Origin of the sequence: Peribacillus sp. NPDC058075 (genome assembly GCF_042885195.1) — a bacterium.
GTDB lineage: Bacteria > Bacillota > Bacilli > Bacillales > DSM-1321 > Peribacillus.
Genome location: NZ_JBHVSL010000003.1, coordinates 219,325 through 237,454, shown reverse-complemented (window position 1 = coordinate 237,454; position 18,130 = coordinate 219,325). Strand labels below are relative to the sequence as shown.

The following is an 18,130-nucleotide window of genomic DNA, read 5'->3' as shown; positions in this document are numbered from 1 at the left end:
CCTCGTTTCAAAATCCCCGTTTTAAAAAATAACCTTTCGGCCGTTATCCCATTTTGGGAGAGCGGCTTCTTTATGCGTATGATGCCCAACCTCGGCTGTGGAGTTTAAATGTTAGTCATAAGGAAACCTTTTTCTAGAATCCCCCATGGAAATCAGGGAGATTTCCAACTATAATAAATAAGGATATAAATTTAAATACGATTTTTTTGCTTTTTTTGACACTTTTCGCTTAGTTACTTCCATTTTTCTTTATTTTACGAAAAGTAAATTCAAAAAAATGTAAGTTTTCCAAAAAACGATCAATTATTTCATGCATGCCCTGTTTAATAATAAGGGAAATTATTAATATGTTCTTTTAAGAGGTGAAAGGAAATGGATCAATTTACGGTCGAATCCGTTTTGAATATCATCAGGGAGTTTGTACCGAAGGATGCTTCAATTTCTGTGGCTGATTCTGAAAAATACATTTATTATCAACCGAGCAAACAAGTTGACTTAAGAATAAAACCGGGTGATTTATTCAGTGAAAAAACAGCGACATATAAAGCGCTGAGCGTTCGTAAAAAAATAGGGGTGCAGGTAGAAAGCAATGTATTTGGCGTACCTTACTATGGTCTGAGTGTTCCTATCATGGACGAGGGCAATCCTTTAGGAGCGGTAACGGCCATCTTGCCGTCAAAGCCATTAATCTTACCTACATCATTCTTGACCATTAAAACAGATGACCGCTGGATACCGCTTCCATATGATGAAATTATGTATTTGGAAGCTCAAAATAGGAAAACTAAGATTCAGTCAGAACGTGTGAGTGGATTTCATAAAATGAACTTAAGTGAATTGGAATTCATTTTACCTAGTGATTTATTCATTCGTGTGCATCGTTCGTACATCGTCAATATAAATTATATACAAGAAATCCTTCCCGATTTTCATTCTACATTTTTATTGATCATGAAAGACAACTCCAAAATCCAGGTCAGTCAAACATATGCAAGTCAATTTAGAAGGGCTTTGGGGTTTTAGTTATTCTCCTTTATGTGAAAAAAATGCTGGTTTATGCTCTATTTAAGGCTTTTCATTCAGAATCGAATGTGATGATTACACAGGATTGGTAAAATTAAGTGTAAGAAAAGCGAAAAATGGGGGTCTTTTGTATGAACGAAAGCGTTTTCAAAAAAATTCGCAATGAACAATTTAAGGGGAAAGTCGTTACAGCGGAAGAAGCAGCTTCATGGATTAAAGATGGGATGAAACTCGGGATGAGTGGATTTACCCGTGCTGGTGATGCTAAAGTTATTCCGATGGCTCTAGTTGAAAAAGCAAAATCTGAAAAATTCAAAGTTGACGTTTATACTGGTGCTTCATTAGGACCGGAAGTCGATCAACATATGGCGGAAGCCGGTATCATAAACAAACGTTTGCCTTTCCAAGCGGATAAAGGCATTCGCAATAAAATAAATGCTGATGAAGTCACTTATGTAGACCAGCATTTATCACATACAGCTGAACAAGTTCGTCAAGGCATTGTCGGACCTATAGATTTTGCAATCATCGAAGCATTGGCGATTACGGAAGAAGGATTGATCATCCCGACAACTTCTGTAGGTAACTCAGCCATATTCGTTCAAGAAGCTAAACATGTAATCATTGAATTGAACGTGTCCCATCCAGAAGGATTGGAAGGGATGCATGATATATATACACCAGCTGAACAAGGGCAACGCGAACCGATTCCTATGACTAAAGTTAGTGATCGCCTTGGATCGATCGGTATTGCGGTTGACCCTGAAAAAGTAATGGGAATCGTCATTTCTACAGATCTTGATGCACCTTCTACAATCGTGCCGCCGGATGAAGAAACTGCAACAATTGCCAACCACCTCATTAACTTCCTTCGTGAAGAAATCAAGGCTGGACGTTTAACTGAAAGCCTTGCTCCGCTTCAGTCGGGTGTAGGTTCAGTGGCAAATGCAGTATTCGCTGGCTTCCTTGATTCTGAATTTAAAGATTTGGAAGTTTATTCAGAAGTGCTGCAAGATGCGGTTTTTGATTTAATCGATGCTGGAAAAGTTAAATTCGCTTCAGGTTGTTCGATCACATTAGCTGAAGAAAAAGGTAAACAAGTTTACGGTGAGCTTGAAAAATACCGTGATAAACTAGTTCTTCGTCCACAAGAAATATCTAACCATCCTGAAATCATCCGCCGCCTTGGCTTGATTTCAATCAATACAGCGTTAGAGTGCGATATCTATGGGAACGTGAACTCGACACATGTTTCTGGGACAAGAATGATGAATGGAATCGGTGGATCGGGAGATTTTGCCCGTAACTCACGCCTAGGCATTTTCGTAACGAAATCATATGCAAAAGGCGGCAAGATTTCCAGTATCGTTCCTTTCGTTTCTCATGTGGATCACACTGAACATGATGTGGATGTATTAGTGACAGAGCAAGGGATCGCTGATTTACGTGGTTTGGCACCAAAAGAGCGCGTAGAGTTAATCATTGAAAATTGTGCGCATCCTGACTACCGTCCACAGCTTCGCGCATACTTCACTGAAGCTGTTGCGCAAACTGGCGGGCATCAAACTCCACATATTCTTGAAAAAGCATTTTCTTGGCATACAAACCTAGCTAAAAACGGTACGATGCTTGAAACAGTACTTCAAGATCAGAAATAAGACTCAAAACCACCCCGCCAATACAGCGGGGTTTTTTTATTTGGTACCGTTTCCCGTATTGGGTGGAAAACCATGAGTCTTTCAATTTGCATGATGGTGCATATTAATTTTTTCCTCTAACATATAGATGCTTAACCATCAAAAAGATAGGGAACTGTATCTTTAGGCTTTTTCTTTTATTTTTGTATATAATTATACATTCAAGTTATAGAAGTATGGTAAACTGCTAACAATGAAGGATTATCATACATAAATTTTTTCGTTTCCTTAGAAATAAGGAGTCATATAGAATGCTTATAGTGGAGGAGATTATTTGTTCAAGCAAAAACTGCATTTTTGGACGTTAGAGTTATTACTATTGTCTTTACTTTTTTATGTTGGTACAAAAATTTCTTTTCTTTTTGAACCAATCGTGATTTTTACCTCGACATTGTTCTTTCCAATCTTGATTTCAGGTTTTCTTTACTTTTTGTTCAACCCTACCGTTGATTTCCTCGTTAAAAGGAGAATGCCAAGGGGATTGGCGATTTTATTGCTTTACGTATTTTTCCTTGGGTTGATTAGTTTATTGGTCGGTCTGGTTGGTCCATCACTTTCTAAACAGGTTACGGACTTAATCAATAACCTTCCGGATTATTTCAATCAAGTAAGGAAGTTCATTGAAGATTCAGCTGATTCAAAATGGTTCTTGTGGACGGTTGAACAAGATTATGTACCTCTGCAAGAAGTGGGGGATTCGCTGCAAAAATATTTGACGAACTTACCTAGTAATATAACGAACAGTTTGTCTTCGGTTTTCAGTGTGGTCACGAATATTACTTTAGTGATCGTAACGGTTCCTTTCATCCTGTTTTATATGTTGAAGGATGGAGATAAGCTTCCGGCCGCCATTATGAAATTCGTACCGGTTCGCTATAGGAAACCGGCGTTAACAGTACTTCAGGAAACTGGCGGGACGCTTACTACATACATACAAGGGCAGATTCTTGTTTGCATGTTTGTCGGGATCGGAACGTTCATCGGGTATTTGATCATTGGTTTGCCTTATGCGTTCTTATTCGCGCTGATTGGTGCTGTAACCAATATCATTCCATATGTAGGTCCGTTTATCGGAGCCGCTCCTGCCGTCATTGTGGCGTTGATTCATTCACCGGGCGAGGCGTTATTGGTCATTCTGGTTGTAACGGTCATTCAGCAATTGGATGGTAATTTCATTTCACCGTTAGTCATCGGGAAAAAATTGAACACACATCCGCTTACCATCATCATCCTTTTGCTCGTGGCCGGAAACATTGCCGGTATCATCGGTATGATTTTGGCGGTTCCGACTTACTCCGTTGTTAAAACGATTGTATTGAATATCGTAAAATTCATCAGGATCCGCAAAGAGGAAAAGCTTGAAGAGGATATATTGGAATGAAAAAACGGGCCCGACTCAATTGAGTCGGGCCCGTTTTCAGTGCGCCTAAATAGGTCACAAACCTAAGGAAATATATTTTACTTCCAGGAATTCTTCGATGCCTTGGTGTCCGCCTTCACGGCCGAGTCCGCTTTGCTTGAATCCGCCAAATGGAGCTTGCGGAACGGAAGGAAGTCCATCGTTCAAGCCAACAATTCCGAATTCAAGTGCCTCGGTGAATTTGATGCCCTTGGTGATATTTTCAGTGAAAACGTAAGCTGCCAAACCGAAGATGGAGTCATTTGCCCTCTTGATTGCCTCTTCATCAGTCTTAAAGGAGGCAATGGGAGCTAGAGGACCAAATGTTTCTTCCTTCATGCAGAGCATGCTGTCATCAATGTTGGACAGTACGGTTGGTTCAAGAAAAAGACCGCTTATCGATTTACCGCCAGCTTCGAGCTTAGCGCCGCTGCTGATTGCTTCATCAATTTGTTTTTGAACCTTATCCACTGCATTTTGATCGATAAGCGGACCGATATCGACGCCATCTTCCAGTCCGTTTCCTACCTTTAGTTCTTTGACCTTGGCAACGAGCTTTTCGATGAAGGCTTCTTGAATGGCTTCGTGGACATAAATGCGATTAGAACAAACGCATGTTTGTCCTGCGTTACGGAATTTTGAACTGATGATGCCATCAACCGCTTTATTAAGGTCGGCATCCTCAAGGACGATTGCTGGTGCGTGACCTCCGAGCTCAAGCGAGATTTTCTTTACCGTGTCAGCTGAGCCCCTCATAAGGGTTTTGCCGACTTCTGTAGAACCGGTAAACGTCAATTTACGAACCCTCGTATCTTGAAGCCACGTTTCGCCGATTTCTGATGATTTTCCTGTCACGACGTTGATGACTCCTTTTGGAATGCCAGCTTCTTCAGCTAATTCAGCCATTTTTAAAGCTGTTATGGGAGTCAGGTTTGCCGGTTTAATGACGACTGTGCAGCCGACGGCAAGCGCTGGCGCGACTTTTCTTGTAATCATGGCTGCAGGAAAGTTCCAAGGCGTAATGACAGCTACAACTCCTACAGGCTGTTTAGTCACAAAAAGCCGCTTATTGGACACGGAAGCGGGAATCGTTTCGCCGTACACCCGTTTACCTTCTTCGGCAAACCAAGATAAAAAGCCGTTTGCATATGTCATCTCACCAAGAGCCTCTTTAAGGGGCTTGCCTTGCTCTTCAGTCATGATTTTGGCCAGTTCTTCTTTATTTTCATCAATCAATCGATGCCATTTCCAAATTAGTTCAGCACGTTCGTAGACCGAGAGTGCAGCCCAGCCCGAAAAGGCTTCATATGCGGCATCTGCAGCCTTCAACGCTTCAGTTGCACCGCCTTTAGGAACGGTGGCAACTATTTCATCCGTTGCCGGGTTTCTCACTTCAATTTTATCCAATCCAAAATCCGACCACTCACCGTTAATAAATAATCCGTAATCCTTCATGATAAAACCTCCTAATTTGGTTAAATCCATCAAACTACTAAAACTTTTAACTTTATACTTTTACCTGTTACATAAAAGTATAAACACTTTTCACTGATTCCGAAATTTATTTGATTGGCTATTTATAGAAAATTGGCTAATTGATAGAAAGGGAGCAAAGAAAAAAGAGGTGCAAGCTGCACACCTCTTCATTCAGGGTTCGATTATTTTTCCGATGAGACAGCCACTTCACTCATATCACCTGAGATGGCTTGGTTTGGATTGAATTCACCTTCTGATTTAGAAATGACAACTGTAGCAACACTGTTACCGATTAGATTGGTGATGGCGCGTGCTTCAGACATGAAGCGGTCTACTCCCAGTAATAATGCCATTCCTTCAACTGGAATCATTGGGAAGGCAGCTAATGTTGCAGCAAGTGTAATGAAACCGGATCCCGTTACACCAGCAGCACCTTTGGATGTTAACATCAAGATTCCTAGAAGGGTCAATTCCTGCCAGATGCTTAAATCGACACCATAGGCTTGGGCGATGAAAATCGCAGCCATGGATAAGTAGATGGATGTGCCATCAAGGTTGAAAGAATAACCGGTTGGGACAACCAACCCGACTACTGATTTTGAGCAACCGTATTTTTCTAGTTTTTTCATCACGCTTGGCAGGGCGGATTCCGACGAAGATGTTCCTAAAACTAAGAGGATCTCTTCTTTAATATAGGCAATGAACTTGAAAATATTAAAGCCGTACATTTTTGCGATCGAGCCAAGGATTAGTATGATGAATAGTGCCATGGTGATATATACGCTACCCATTAATTGTCCTAACGAGGATAAAGAACCAAGTCCAAACTTACCGATTGTATAAGCCATTGCTCCAAATGCCGCCAATGGAGAAACTTTCATGATCATACCTACGATGCCGAAGAAAATGTCGGCAATATGCTGAAAGAAAGAAACGACTGGCTGCACTCTCGGCCCCATTGCCGCCATTGATAATCCGAATAATACGGCAAAGAATAGAATAGGGAGTAAGTCTCCGCCAGCCAGTGCTGCAACGGCATTTTCAGGAATGATATTAGAAATGAAAGCAACGGCTCCATGTTCCGTTTCGGAAGCGGCAGTTGTATATTGTGATACATCTCCGCCCTCGACGGAATCGATGTTAAAGCCTTTACCAGGTCCCAGCAGATTGACCACGATGATTCCGATGGCAAGTGCGAAAGTGGTAACGATTTCAAAATAGAGCAGGGCCTTTCCGCCGATGCGGCCAACCTTTTTCATATCACCCATACCGCCAATTCCGATTACGACGGTTAAGAAGATGATTGGTGCAATGACCATTTTAATCATTTTAATAAATAAATCAGCTAATATCTTCAGTTGTTCACCGAAAGCAGGGAAGAAGAAACCGACTGTTATACCCAGAATGATACCGATGATGACCTGTACTGTTAGATTTTTTAATATTTTCAAGGGGCATTCTCCTTTGTTATATGATAGCGCTTTCTAAACTTTGTTATAGTGTAACAGAAGAAAGAATCAGAATATTCTTTTGGTTATATTGTTTTCTTTTTGTTCTTTTTGGTCTTGGATTTTAATAACTGAAGGATGGAAGAGGGATTAAAGTGTCTATTAGGGTTCATGATAGATTAATAAACTGCAATAAAAAAATACCGGTGGGGCGCCGGTATTGGGGAAAATCAATTTTCGAATGGTTTTATGAGTGCATATAGAGTTCCGATCACAGGAAGTCTCAAACCTGCCTTGTCGGCAAGCCGCAGTGCACCGCCCTGTAAATGTTCCACTTCCAGGGTTAGGCCCTTCCGGCGGTCCTGGTGCATGGAAGAGGTGGATTCGTCAGGTAAACCTGCCATGTTTTCCAACGCTTGGGCAATATTCTCCGCAGTAATACCGACGTCATAAGCATTTGCAAGCTCCTTCATTTCAACAAGGACCTTTTCCAGCAATCCATTGGTTTCCGGGAATCTCCGTATCGTGCCGATAGGGAGGTTCGATGCAGTTGTCACACCGGAAAAAGCGGTGATGAACATATATTTGATCCACATCCTGATCAATATGTTTTCCGTTCTGCTTGCCTTCGTGATAGCTGATCCGGCCGCCTGTTCGAATTCATCACAAATCTTTTTTTGTGAAGGATGAAGCGGGCCATAGATTAAATCGTGATTTTCATTGGAGTGAATGACATGACCTTTTTCATCAAGGGTAGCTATGATGAAGGCGCTTCCTCCCAAGACGGCTTCTTCGCCCAGTTTGTCCTGTAAAATGGATACATGTTCCAACCCATTCAAAAGCGGGAGGACCTTTGCGCCCTTTTCAACAAGGACCTGTAAATCTGTAAGGGTGCCTTGCAGATGCTGTCCTTTTACCGCGAGAATCACGAGATCGACCTTTTCTATATCATTTACATTCTCTGTGATATGAAGGTCGTTGAATTGGTAGTTTCCATGTGGGCTGGTTATGCAGATCCCGTTTTCTTTCAATTGTTTGGCGCGGTTTTTTCGGACAAGGTATTGAACATCCTGCCCGGCCTGCTGCAACCTGCCCCCAAAGTAGGAGCCGAGTGCCCCAGCCCCTATAATGACAATATTCAAAGCGCACACCTCTCTTTTGATTAAGATGTACTAATCATAACATTGACTGAAATTTCAGTAAATATTTCCGTTTGAAAGTCAACTGGTTGTTTAGATGTTTGTAAGAATGGGAAAAACAAAAGACCAGCCTGAAAGGTTTCAGGCTGGTGCTTATCATTATTTATAGATTTTTACTTTAACGGTTTTTCTGCCCCAATTGATAGCTTTTGAGTGAGAAGAGTAGAATACGTCAATTTTATTTCCTTTGATTGCGCCGCCTTTATCTGCCGCAATGGCATCCCCGTATCCTTCTACATGAACTTTTGTTCCAAGTGGAATGACTTTAGGGTCAACTGAGATGGCTTTTACGTTAGGGTTTTTCTTTAAGTTAAGACCTGATGCTGTAACCCCGCTGCAGCCTTTGCAGTTCGCTGTGTAAGCTGTTGCCTTCACCGTGATCGTTTTATAATTTTTTGATGATGATGATGTTTTAGCTTTAGGCTTAGCGGAGGTCGATGTTTTCTTGACCTTTAAAACTTGTTTTGGATGGATGTTATCTTTTTTCAGGTTGTTCCAACTTTTGAGTTGATTGACTGTTATATTATGTTTATTGGCGATACCCCATAGTGTGTCGCCGCTTTTAACTTTGTATGTAGTAGTAGCAGCCGATGAAACTCCGGAAAAACTAAATACCAAAAAGAAAGCCGTGAATAGTGGAAGTAGTATTTTTTTCAAAATGAATAGTCTCCTTTGTTTTAAATCGTAGACTTAGAATAACAGGTCTTTATGACAATAATGTTTCGGTGGAATAGTAATTGTGTTACAAAAAGGTTTCCCTTGATAAATAAATGTAATATAAACTAGGCCAAAAGTACTTATCTAATAAATGTAAATATATTATTTATTATGTCAGTATAAGCGTATTTTTGCTAAATAGTGTTGATGGAATGGCGTATCCTGTTTAATGAGGCAATATATGGATGTTAAATCCCTGGTTTTAAAGTCCTGGATATTTTGTAAAAAAACAACGTAATAATAGACAATTGCGTGCTGTTTATTTTAGTAGGAGAGGATATTCGGAACATGGAAAAAGCCGACATCTATGTGATGCCGGTGACAGTTTTTTGAGAGTATGTAAAAATTGGAGGTTTACTTCCATTCCAGGCACCCGCTTTCCGCGGGCGGTCCGGGAGCCTCCTCGGCGCTTTTGCGCCTGTGGGGTCTCCCTTGAACGCGCTTTTCCCGCTGGAGTCTCGCACCTTCCGTTCCAATCAACTGTATTTTATAATGGAATGCCTATTATCTACAAACGGATCCGACATCTATGTGATGCTGGCTTTTTTCATGTTTTGGATTAATGTAAAACAAATTCAGAAGCGAAATCGACTAGCATTTTTTGATAGACTGCTACCGATTCAAGATTAACGCATTCCTTATCTCCATGCCAGTTCTCACCTTTTGGTCCGAATTCAATCGCTGGGATACCATATGCCGCAAAAAAGACGGTATCTGCGGAGCCGTGTTGTCCAAAAATGACAGCGTCTTGCTTGGTGTTTCTTTCGATAATCGGACGGAGCAGAGTGATGAATGGGTCTGACTCTTCGGTTTTTACAGGTTTACTGTACATATTAAGATGAACATTATTTCCTGTCACACTTTCGATCTGAGCAATGATATCTTCCATTGTTTGCGTAGGAAGATAGCGAATATCAAGACTTAGTAAACAGGCATCCGGTACCTTATTATAGACCTCCCCGCCTTTTATTTTTGCTAGGTTAAGTGAAGGGGAAGAGTAAAGGGGAGTATGATCCCGGGTGAAAGGAAGTTCCTTTATTTTTTGATAAAGATCATAAGCCTTTTCAATTGCATTCACACCTTCCCATGGACGGCTTCCGTGTGCGGATTTGCCGGACACTTCAATATCGAGACGAAGGGCACCTTTTGCTTGGAGCCCGATTCCCAATTGCGTCGGTTCAGCACAGATCACAAAGTCCCCTCTATAACCATGTTTCGCTAAATATCCGGAACAGTTCAACCCGCCAATCTCTTCATCCGATACGATCTGAAGCTGGATTTTCAAACCTAAGTCCTTATCTTTCAGTTCGGTAAATGCACACATCATCCCTGCAACTCCAGCTTTCATATCGGCTGTCCCGCGTCCATATAAGTTTCCTTCATGAACCTCAGGGAAAAATTGATCCGGCGTTCCGCTGACAACATCAACATGGCCATTCCAAATTAGTGTTTTATCTCCGCTGCCAATCTCGCTTACAAGCATCTTATAACCGTTATTTACGATCACATTCACGGTAAGTCCTTGATCTTTAAGCCAGTCCGCACAGTAATCAACTGCTTGGTTAGCTCCTTCTTTCGATGAACTGTCGATAGATACTAAATCTTTAAGTAACTCGATGAGCAAAAAGAAAACCTCCTAAAAATATGCATACTATGATTATATATACCCTTTCTGAGTAAGGGTTAACTTAAAATTTTTTTCCTGTTAAATAACGTTTAGCACTTTCATCCTCTGGGGTATGTAAAGGGGGAGCGACAATTTACATTCTTTAAGGAGGATGATAGATATGGATAAACGCATAATTGGTGTATATGAAACTGGAGAAGAAGCCATAAAGGCTGTTGAGTCATTACAGGCCCAAGGATATGATCGTGAAGATATTTCGGTGGTAGCTAAAGATAAAGAAGAATTAAATGCAGTGAATGAAAAAACGGGTACAAAAGTTGAAGAGGGACTCGCAGCTGGTGCAGCGACCGGAGGTATTTTGGGCGGTGCAGCCGGATTATTAGCAGGTGTGGGTGCATTGGCAATTCCGGGAATCGGACCGGTACTGGCAGCTGGACCGCTTGCTGCAACATTAGCCGGAGCGGCTGTAGGTGCTGGTACAGGCGGATTGGCCGGTACATTAATCGGTATGGGCATACCTGAAGACGAGGCGAATCGTTATGAAGCGGATGTAAAGAGTGGCAAGCTGCTTGTGTTAGTCGATTCGGATGCGAGAAGAACCAGTTCTTCTTACTCAGGAATAACGGAAACCGATGAAACGCTAACGAACGGTAGAAGAACGCTATAGGCCGTAAGTTAAAAAAGGACGGGTCCCTTAGGACCCGTCTTTTTTGTGATTAGAATGTGAACTTCTTTATTTCTTTGTGCATTTCCTGGGATAGGGCATCCAATTCACTAGCCAGGGCATTTAATTGTTCCATGGAAGCATTCGTTTGTTCTACGGAAGCAGATACTTCTTCAGTTCCTGCTGCAGTTTCCTGACTGATCGAATTTAATTTTTCTGCATTGCTTGCCATCCGTGTGACCTCGTTTACCATATCGTTCATCATCTTTTTGATTTCGTCAAAATTGCTGAATGTGTTCGCGATGATGGATGCAATGTGACTGAAGGCAGTTTCCGTATCCGTTACAGAAGTATCCTGAAGATGGATTTTTTGATTGACTTGATCAATCAAATGCACGGTATTGGTTGTATCGGTTTGCATGGCTTGAATGATTTCAGAGATTTCTTTCAGTGAGTTTTCCGTCTGTTCGGCCAATTTCTTCACTTCATCGGCAACAACTGCAAACCCTTTTCCGTGCTCACCAGCCCTGGCCGCTTCGATGGCAGCATTCAGAGCGAGTAAATTCGTTTGCCCTGCAATCCCGCTTATGGTCTTTACGATCGCACTAATATCATTGGATCGTGCATCCAATGATTTGACTGCCGTACTCATCTTATTGGATATCAGGGACGTTTCATTGAATTGTTGTTTCAGGCCTTGTACTTGAGTGATTCCGTTTTCGGAAGCCTTGAACATATTATCGGATTCCGTGGCCATTTTGCCCGTTTGCGCCTCAAAATCATTGATTTTGTCAGCCAATAGCTTTACGGCCATTTCGTTATTCTGCCCGACCTCGATTTGGTCTATGGCACCGGCCGCTATTTGTTCCATTGTCATGGCCACCTCGTTAGCTGCAGCTGAATTTTCATCGGCACTAGCCACTAGCGTCATGGAGGAATCCGATACTTTATCGGAAAGGTTGTTGACAACGCCTAACATATGACTCATATTCCTGGTCATTAAGGTGGTGTCTTCTGCAAGTTGGCCTATCTCATCTTTCCTTGAAATGGAATTCTTGGAGGTGAAATCGCCGTCAGCCATTTTCCTTATGGATTCCTGCAGCTTTTTAATAGGATTCGTTAAAGAACGTGTGATGAAGATGGCAGATAGTGCAGTGACGGTAAAGACGATCAAAAGTGTGATGATATTATCGATTATCATCGGGCTTGTACGGACTAACACTTCATTTTCATCCATTACCCCTGCTATTTTCCATCCGGTGGTAGGATTTGTGGCGTATCCGACGATCCTGCTTTGGCCTTCAAATTCCTCGATCATTGATCCAGATTCACTTTTCATTTTTCTGAAAATATTTTCCTTTGATATATCCTGTTGAATTTTTTCCTTGTCTGGATGTGTAACGAATGACCCTTTCTTATCCAGCAAAACCGTATAGCCCGTTTCGCCGAATTTCGATTGATTGACCATTGTGATCAATGTATCGATCGAGATGTCGACACCGAGCACGCCTATTAATTCATCTCGATCATCATATATGGCTTTTGCTGCCGTAATGACAAGTGTATCCGTCGCCTGATCCGTATAAGGTTCCGTCCAAATGGTCTTATTTTTTTGTTTCAATGCGGATTGATACCAGTCCCTTTGTCTTGGGTCGAAGTCAGCCGGCAATTCAGCTTTTGGAAATATTAATGTTTTTCCATCTTTTTCTGTGCCAAGGTATAAACCATTTATTTCAGAACTGCTTGATTGTGTATGGGAAAACTCATCCATTATGGATTCGGGGTTCTTCTCATAAGTACTCATGATAGGATATTTACTGATTCTATCCAATTGATTTTCCGTTTTTTGAAAAAAGATTTCGAAAGAATCGTTCATTGACTTGACTTGCTCTTCCGTCGTTCCGGTAAGTTCCTTTGTCGTCAACTCGATACTATTTTTATAGCTCATGTAGGAGATGGCCAATCCGCTTATCATGATCAAAGCTAAAAAAGGAATCAATATTTGTTTTTTTAGCGAATTAAAATACCAGTCTGTCAGTCTTCTCATTTGGATCAATTCTCCTTCTTATATACCTCAAATTAATTTAGGCTTCTATAGATATTTCGGTCTGCTTTGACTTTTTTGAAGTTTCAAGTTAGAAAATTCCCAATATTAATTTTAAGGTAAGTTGGCGACATCCATTCAAGGTGTGAGGGGGATATAGAGGATAAAAAAAGAGCTGACTGCCTCCGTCAACTCTTTCGTTCAATGATAACTATTCAACTTGGATATTTTTTGTCCTGTCCATATACCATGTGTAAAACTCGTCTGCATATTCAACGGATACATCTTGGAGCTTTGTATGGTGTACAGGCTTGGAGCGGTTGATCGTTTCAATTGTGGCAAGCCCGAAAAGCTTTTGCAGCTTCGAACGCCCCACCTCAATTTGAATGACCTTGCTTCTTTTGGTTATGAATAGTGATGTTTCCAAACTTCCGGCTTTGAACTGAATGAACTCATCATTTATTAAGTAACGGCTATTTTTGTAATCCATTATTCTCAATGTATAAATGAGGATGAGTAGAATCAGTGAGATATACCATAGCGAGGGATTGAAATAATAGATCGCCAATGTTGTGAGAATCCAGAAAATGCTGGGCCGAAGCATTCGGATTTTGAAGGCCTGATTCGATAGTGACTTCATTGACCGTTCCACTTTATAAGCGGGTAAAATCTCTTCTACCATCCCATATGCCCGTTCAATTGATAAAAAAGGATAGAGGGTGTTCGTTTCCAGCTCTTCATCACCGGTGCTTCCTGCACTGATCAGTTTCACTTCTGCCAACCCTAGCAATCTTTTAATGATTGATTGGGTGATTTCGACTGCTTGTACTTTTTCTTTCCGAATGGAAAAAGCAGATTCGTCCAGTACTCCTTTCTTTATATATATGCGCTCGTGATCGGATGAAATTTCATATTTTCCATATTTAACGAATGTGGAAGCGATTCCGAAGGCAACGGCGACACAGATGAGTCCTGTAATAACGATGGTAATGATCCACCATGTATCCAATAACTTGGCAAGAAACCCTTCGGCATTTTCCAAATCGATAAAATCATCGAGTGTATTATATAACGTAGCCAATATCGGGATAAGAGCCAGAAAACTGAGTGATGTAAAGGAAGCTTTCAGAACATCTTGTTTGCTTGGCGTGAAGTGAATCGTTTTTTCATTTACTGGTTCCGTATCCTCAACAATTCGTTGTTCGGGAATATCGGCTTCAATTACTGGAATTTCCTGTTTTGAAGCATATTCCCCCTCAAGCCGTTCGGCCTCTTTTCGGGAAATCATCTCGAAAGGTACACTACCCTGATCACCGGTCATCCCCGTTTCGAATGTTAAAGAGGTCAATCTGAAAATCTTATGAAATAACGTCGTTCGTTGCTGGACATTCTGAACCTTATGAAGCGGGACAGTTCGATACGATTTCGAGACAAGCCCTGAAGTAATATGTAAGGTACCTTCTATGATTTGGTATTTATATGTATACCATTTAAGGATGACAGAAATGACTTTCCAAATCAGATAAACCAGAAAGCCGATTTGGAGTACCTTCATATACATCTTTTCAGAACCGAAATTCAGGACATAAAGCATGATTATGAAAAATAGATTTCCTTTCACCAATTTCCAAAACTCGAAAGGGATTTTGAAAGGGTGTAATCGTTTTGCTTGTTCTTCCATCATTCATCCACTTCCTTAATTTTTGCGAAATGGGCAATTTTATCTCGTAATTCATACGCCTCTTTCTCGGGGATCGCTGGTATGTCATGAGAGTCGCCCATTGTTCCGATGCTTAGGGAATAAAGGTTATACTTTCGCAAAAATGGTCCCTGGTTCAATTTGACGGATTGAACCTTCGTCATCGGAATGAGTTCATGCGTTTCACTCCAGGCTCCACGTTTTGTTTGAATGAATTCTTCGTTCACGTCGTAACGCCAATACTTTTGCAAAAGTATCGGTTCAATGAAGATGGACCAGATAGCATGGAAAAAAGATAATACGATGAGTCCGTTTAAAATCCATCCAATCCATTCTTTCCAAGTGAAATAATCATCAACAAATAATAGGCTGCCAAGGACGACGAGGATAATGAGATTGGTAATGGCTTCAGTCATCCGCCACACCTTCACTGATTCTTTGGATATTTTCTTCGTTGGTGGCTGTATCTTGGAATACATAAATTCACTCCTTACTATGTCTTTATACGTATACGGATGATCCTGCAAAAAAGTTCCCTAATATAGGAACATGTAAAGCGATTATGCAGCCGCAAACCATGGAGTGGCGGCCGAATAATCCTGCAGTATCCCGAGTATGTATAAATAAGGAGTTTTCTTGTGGTCCTTTTCTTTTATATGACCGAAAAATGGACAAGATAGAAGTGGTGAGTTTCTAGAGTGGGAGTGATAGGTTTGACGTATAAAAGGAAGTTGAGTTTTATTTTCTTCCTGTTTTTGATTTGTTTTTTTAATGGAGAATCGATGCAGGCTGCGAATGATGATGGAAACCTAGGGCAGGAAATTCAACGAATATTGGAGCATTCGCCAGGATTGGCTGGGGCGTTGACGGGAATTTCCATCCGTTCAGCTGAAACGGGGGAAATGATTTATGAGCGGGGATCGCAAACGAGATTGCGGCCTACTTCGAACCTTAAGCTTTTGACTGCAGCAGCCGCGCTGGAAACTTTAGGGGAAAATCATGCTTTTCAAACGGAACTATACATAAAAGGGGTGCAGGTCGGACAGGTTCTGCAGGGCAATGTATACCTGAAGGGAAAAGGAGATCCCACATTATTGGAAAAGGATTTTAATGAGCTGGCCGCTTCACTGAAGCACAGGAAAGTTAAGTTCGTTCACGGGGATCTTATAGGCGATGATTCTTGGTATGATAATGTCCGTTATTCCCAAGACTTAGTTTGGAGCGATGAACAGGAATATTACGGTGCAGCCGTTTCGGCTTTAACCGCTTCCCCGAATGAAGATTACGATACCGGTACCATCATCGTGGAAATGACCCCTGGGGGAAAGGCTGGGAAGAGGGCAACGGTGAAGCTGGTGCCGGATACCGATTACGTGAAGGTCATCAACAAAACGAAAACTGTATCGGCAGACGCTACTAAAAAAATAGAAGTCGAACGGTCTCATGGCACACAAGTCATTACGGTGACCGGGACCATTCCGGAGCATTCCGGTGTGACCAAAGAGTGGATTTCAGTGGAAGATCCCACAGGATATGCGCTGAGCCTATTTGAAAAATCAATGAAAAAACATGGAATTAAAGTGTTGGGAAAAAGGAAAAAAGGGAAAACGCCAGTAGGAGCGGACATGATTGCCACTCATCGGTCCATGCCGCTTTCACAGCTGCTTATTCCTTTCATGAAATTGAGCAATAACAGCCATGCCGAGGTTTTGGTAAAGGAAATGGGCAAAGAGGCAGAAGGGGAGGGAAGCTGGAAGGATGGTTTGAAGGTTACTCGAAATCAGCTGAAGAGTATGGGTCTCGATATGCAAACGATCGTGATGCGTGATGGATCTGGAATTTCCCAAGTCAATATGATTCCAGCGAATGAAATAACGAAGCTGCTTTATGCCGTTCAGGAAAAAACGTGGTTTCCTGCTTATTTGAATGCTTTACCGATTGCAGGCAACGAAAATCGGATGGTGGGCGGTACGCTTAGAAAGAGGATGAAAGGGACACTTGCAGCCGGGAATGTTCGCGCTAAAACAGGGACGATTTCAGGAACGAGCTCCTTATCAGGTTATGTGACGACCAAAAGAGGGGAAAAAATCATATTTTCAATCATCTTGAATAATTTTGTAGAAGAAAAGGGAATTACGGCAATCCAGGATAAGATAACCGTAATGCTCGCAGAACAGGAAAACCTATTGGGAAGAGGCCATTAGTATCCATGAAAGGCTAAGTTGAATTTCAGGATTTGCGAGAAACAGGTCGATATCTGTAAAATCATTTTTATATAGTTTCCGAAACGACTGTTAGTGAGACGCCTGTAATCCAAGAGGGGTCTACCCTGTTCAGCTTCCTTCTGTTCGAAGAATCTTAAACGTTTTTCTTTAGTGAAGGACCTAATCTCTTATTTGTTTGAAACTAATAACCGTACGTTTTTTCATTTTATCCCCTCTAGGAAGGAATTTAAGGGAGGATGAATAGAAATAATAGTATAGGGGGAATGCCTATGAACTTTCCAACACTTAATGGACCGTATACGATTAGCAGTCTTATAGCTGAAATTCACGAAATTTCCAAAGAACGATCTCTCTATATATTGGCCATAGATGGCCGCGGCGGGTCTGGAAAAAGTACACTCGCTGCCCGTATCCAAGCAGAATGTCCGGGCAGCGTGGTCGTACATATGGATGACTTTTATTTGCCATCATCGGATAGGGTTCAGCTGCCTCCATCCCAAAAGCCGATTGGAGCGGATTATGATTGGGAACGGGTTTGTAACCAAATCCTAAAACCGCTTACAGGGGGGGGAGAAGCAAGATATCAAAGGTATGATTGGGAAACGGACACGATGGCCGATTGGCATGAGGTTCCTGCTGGGGGCCTTGTCATTATAGAAGGAACTTATTCTATCCGTAAAGAATTGGCAAGGTACCATGATTTCACGATTTGGGTGGAATGTCCCCGTGATCAGCGTTTGAAACGTGGCCTTGAGCGGGATGGTGAAGATGCGCGTCAAATGTGGGAAGATAATTGGATGGTTCATGAAGATCTCTATGTGGGTGCGCAAAGGCCTCAAGAAAGAGCGAACCTTGTTTTGGACGGAACGAGCTGAGGATATTTTAATTGTAGGGGTTTACCTATAATATAGT

General features: G+C 41.6%; 14 protein-coding genes. 6 read left to right on the top strand and 8 right to left on the bottom strand.

Translation table 11 applies throughout. The features are described 5' to 3' along the window. The first annotated feature begins 372 nt into the window (after positions 1-372). From ACFVS1_RS21895 to ACFVS1_RS21885, 3 genes are all read left to right on the top strand, one after another. Positions 373-1,023, top strand: a complete 651-nt coding sequence (locus ACFVS1_RS21895) for a LytTR family DNA-binding domain-containing protein (protein ID WP_098370453.1) — start codon at positions 373-375, stop codon at positions 1,021-1,023. 131 nt (positions 1,024-1,154) lie between these two features. Beyond that, on the top strand, positions 1,155-2,681 hold the full coding sequence (gene scpC, locus ACFVS1_RS21890) for a succinyl-CoA:acetate CoA-transferase ScpC (RefSeq protein ID WP_352925091.1): 1,527 nt from the start codon (positions 1,155-1,157) through the stop codon (positions 2,679-2,681). Positions 2,682-2,994: 313 nt separating this feature from the next. Then, complete coding sequence (locus tag ACFVS1_RS21885; RefSeq protein ID WP_352925089.1) at positions 2,995-4,101, top strand: AI-2E family transporter; 1,107 nt, start codon at positions 2,995-2,997, stop codon at positions 4,099-4,101. Positions 4,102-4,155: 54 nt separating this feature from the next. Here ACFVS1_RS21885 and ACFVS1_RS21880 read toward each other — a convergent pair whose 3' ends face one another. From ACFVS1_RS21880 to ACFVS1_RS21860, 5 genes are all read right to left on the bottom strand, one after another. Next, on the bottom strand, positions 4,156-5,574 hold the full coding sequence (locus ACFVS1_RS21880; RefSeq protein WP_387550418.1) for an NAD-dependent succinate-semialdehyde dehydrogenase: 1,419 nt from the start codon (positions 5,572-5,574) through the stop codon (positions 4,156-4,158). A 203-nt stretch (positions 5,575-5,777) separates the two neighbouring features. After that, complete coding sequence (locus ACFVS1_RS21875) at positions 5,778-7,046, bottom strand: dicarboxylate/amino acid:cation symporter (protein WP_387550416.1); 1,269 nt, start codon at positions 7,044-7,046, stop codon at positions 5,778-5,780. Positions 7,047-7,273: 227 nt separating this feature from the next. Continuing rightward, on the bottom strand, positions 7,274-8,185 hold the full coding sequence (locus ACFVS1_RS21870) for a ketopantoate reductase family protein (protein WP_387550414.1): 912 nt from the start codon (positions 8,183-8,185) through the stop codon (positions 7,274-7,276). Positions 8,186-8,341: 156 nt separating this feature from the next. Beyond that, the gene (locus ACFVS1_RS21865; protein WP_387550412.1) at positions 8,342-8,899 is read right to left on the bottom strand and encodes a 3D domain-containing protein; all 558 of its coding nucleotides are present in this window, start codon (positions 8,897-8,899) and stop codon (positions 8,342-8,344) included. 619 nt (positions 8,900-9,518) lie between these two features. Then, positions 9,519-10,583 carry a M20 family metallopeptidase gene (locus tag ACFVS1_RS21860; RefSeq protein WP_387550410.1) on the bottom strand — a complete coding sequence of 355 codons (1,065 nt, stop codon included), beginning with the start codon at positions 10,581-10,583 and terminating at the stop codon, positions 9,519-9,521. A 163-nt stretch (positions 10,584-10,746) separates the two neighbouring features. Here ACFVS1_RS21860 and ACFVS1_RS21855 point away from each other — a divergent pair, with 163 nt between their 5' ends. After that, complete coding sequence (locus ACFVS1_RS21855; RefSeq protein ID WP_352925081.1) at positions 10,747-11,253, top strand: general stress protein; 507 nt, start codon at positions 10,747-10,749, stop codon at positions 11,251-11,253. A gap of 49 nt (positions 11,254-11,302) precedes the next feature. Here ACFVS1_RS21855 and ACFVS1_RS21850 read toward each other — a convergent pair whose 3' ends face one another. The 3 genes from ACFVS1_RS21850 to ACFVS1_RS21840 all read right to left on the bottom strand — a co-directional run bounded on the left by ACFVS1_RS21850 (position 11,303) and on the right by ACFVS1_RS21840 (position 15,472). Further along, positions 11,303-13,297, bottom strand: coding sequence for a methyl-accepting chemotaxis protein (locus ACFVS1_RS21850; RefSeq protein ID WP_387550408.1), 1,995 nt, complete (start codon positions 13,295-13,297; stop codon positions 11,303-11,305). Between the two features lie 208 nt (positions 13,298-13,505). Beyond that, positions 13,506-14,978: a PH domain-containing protein gene (locus ACFVS1_RS21845; RefSeq protein ID WP_387550406.1), complete on the bottom strand. Its 1,473-nt coding sequence runs from the start codon at positions 14,976-14,978 to the stop codon at positions 13,506-13,508. Then, on the bottom strand, positions 14,975-15,472 hold the full coding sequence (locus ACFVS1_RS21840) for a PH domain-containing protein (RefSeq protein WP_387550404.1): 498 nt from the start codon (positions 15,470-15,472) through the stop codon (positions 14,975-14,977). The genes ACFVS1_RS21845 and ACFVS1_RS21840 overlap by 4 nt, the downstream gene beginning before the upstream one ends. Before the next feature lie 303 nt (positions 15,473-15,775). Between ACFVS1_RS21840 and dacB the strand changes: the two genes are divergently transcribed. Both dacB and ACFVS1_RS21830 read left to right on the top strand, forming a co-directional pair. Continuing rightward, positions 15,776-17,197, top strand: coding sequence for a D-alanyl-D-alanine carboxypeptidase/D-alanyl-D-alanine endopeptidase (dacB, locus tag ACFVS1_RS21835; protein ID WP_387550677.1), 1,422 nt, complete (start codon positions 15,776-15,778; stop codon positions 17,195-17,197). 290 nt (positions 17,198-17,487) lie between these two features. Next, positions 17,488-18,093: a uridine kinase family protein gene (locus ACFVS1_RS21830; protein WP_387550402.1), complete on the top strand. Its 606-nt coding sequence runs from the start codon at positions 17,488-17,490 to the stop codon at positions 18,091-18,093. Positions 18,094-18,130: the final 37 nt, after the last annotated feature.

Excerpts from the sequence above, each read along its gene's own strand:
- ACFVS1_RS21895 (WP_098370453.1), top strand. The coding sequence starts at position 373 with ATGGATCAATTTACGGTCGAATCCGTTTTGAATATCATCAGGGAGTTT.
- scpC (WP_352925091.1), top strand. The coding sequence starts at position 1,155 with ATGAACGAAAGCGTTTTCAAAAAAATTCGCAATGAACAATTTAAGGGG.
- ACFVS1_RS21880 (WP_387550418.1), bottom strand. The coding sequence starts at position 5,574 with ATGAAGGATTACGGATTATTTATTAACGGTGAGTGGTCGGATTTTGGA.
- ACFVS1_RS21855 (WP_352925081.1), top strand. The coding sequence starts at position 10,747 with ATGGATAAACGCATAATTGGTGTATATGAAACTGGAGAAGAAGCCATA.
- ACFVS1_RS21850 (WP_387550408.1), bottom strand. The coding sequence starts at position 13,297 with ATGAGAAGACTGACAGACTGGTATTTTAATTCGCTAAAAAAACAAATA.
- ACFVS1_RS21845 (WP_387550406.1), bottom strand. The coding sequence starts at position 14,978 with ATGATGGAAGAACAAGCAAAACGATTACACCCTTTCAAAATCCCTTTC.
- ACFVS1_RS21840 (WP_387550404.1), bottom strand. The coding sequence starts at position 15,472 with ATGTATTCCAAGATACAGCCACCAACGAAGAAAATATCCAAAGAATCA.
- dacB (WP_387550677.1), top strand. The coding sequence starts at position 15,776 with ATGCAGGCTGCGAATGATGATGGAAACCTAGGGCAGGAAATTCAACGA.
- ACFVS1_RS21830 (WP_387550402.1), top strand. The coding sequence starts at position 17,488 with ATGAACTTTCCAACACTTAATGGACCGTATACGATTAGCAGTCTTATA.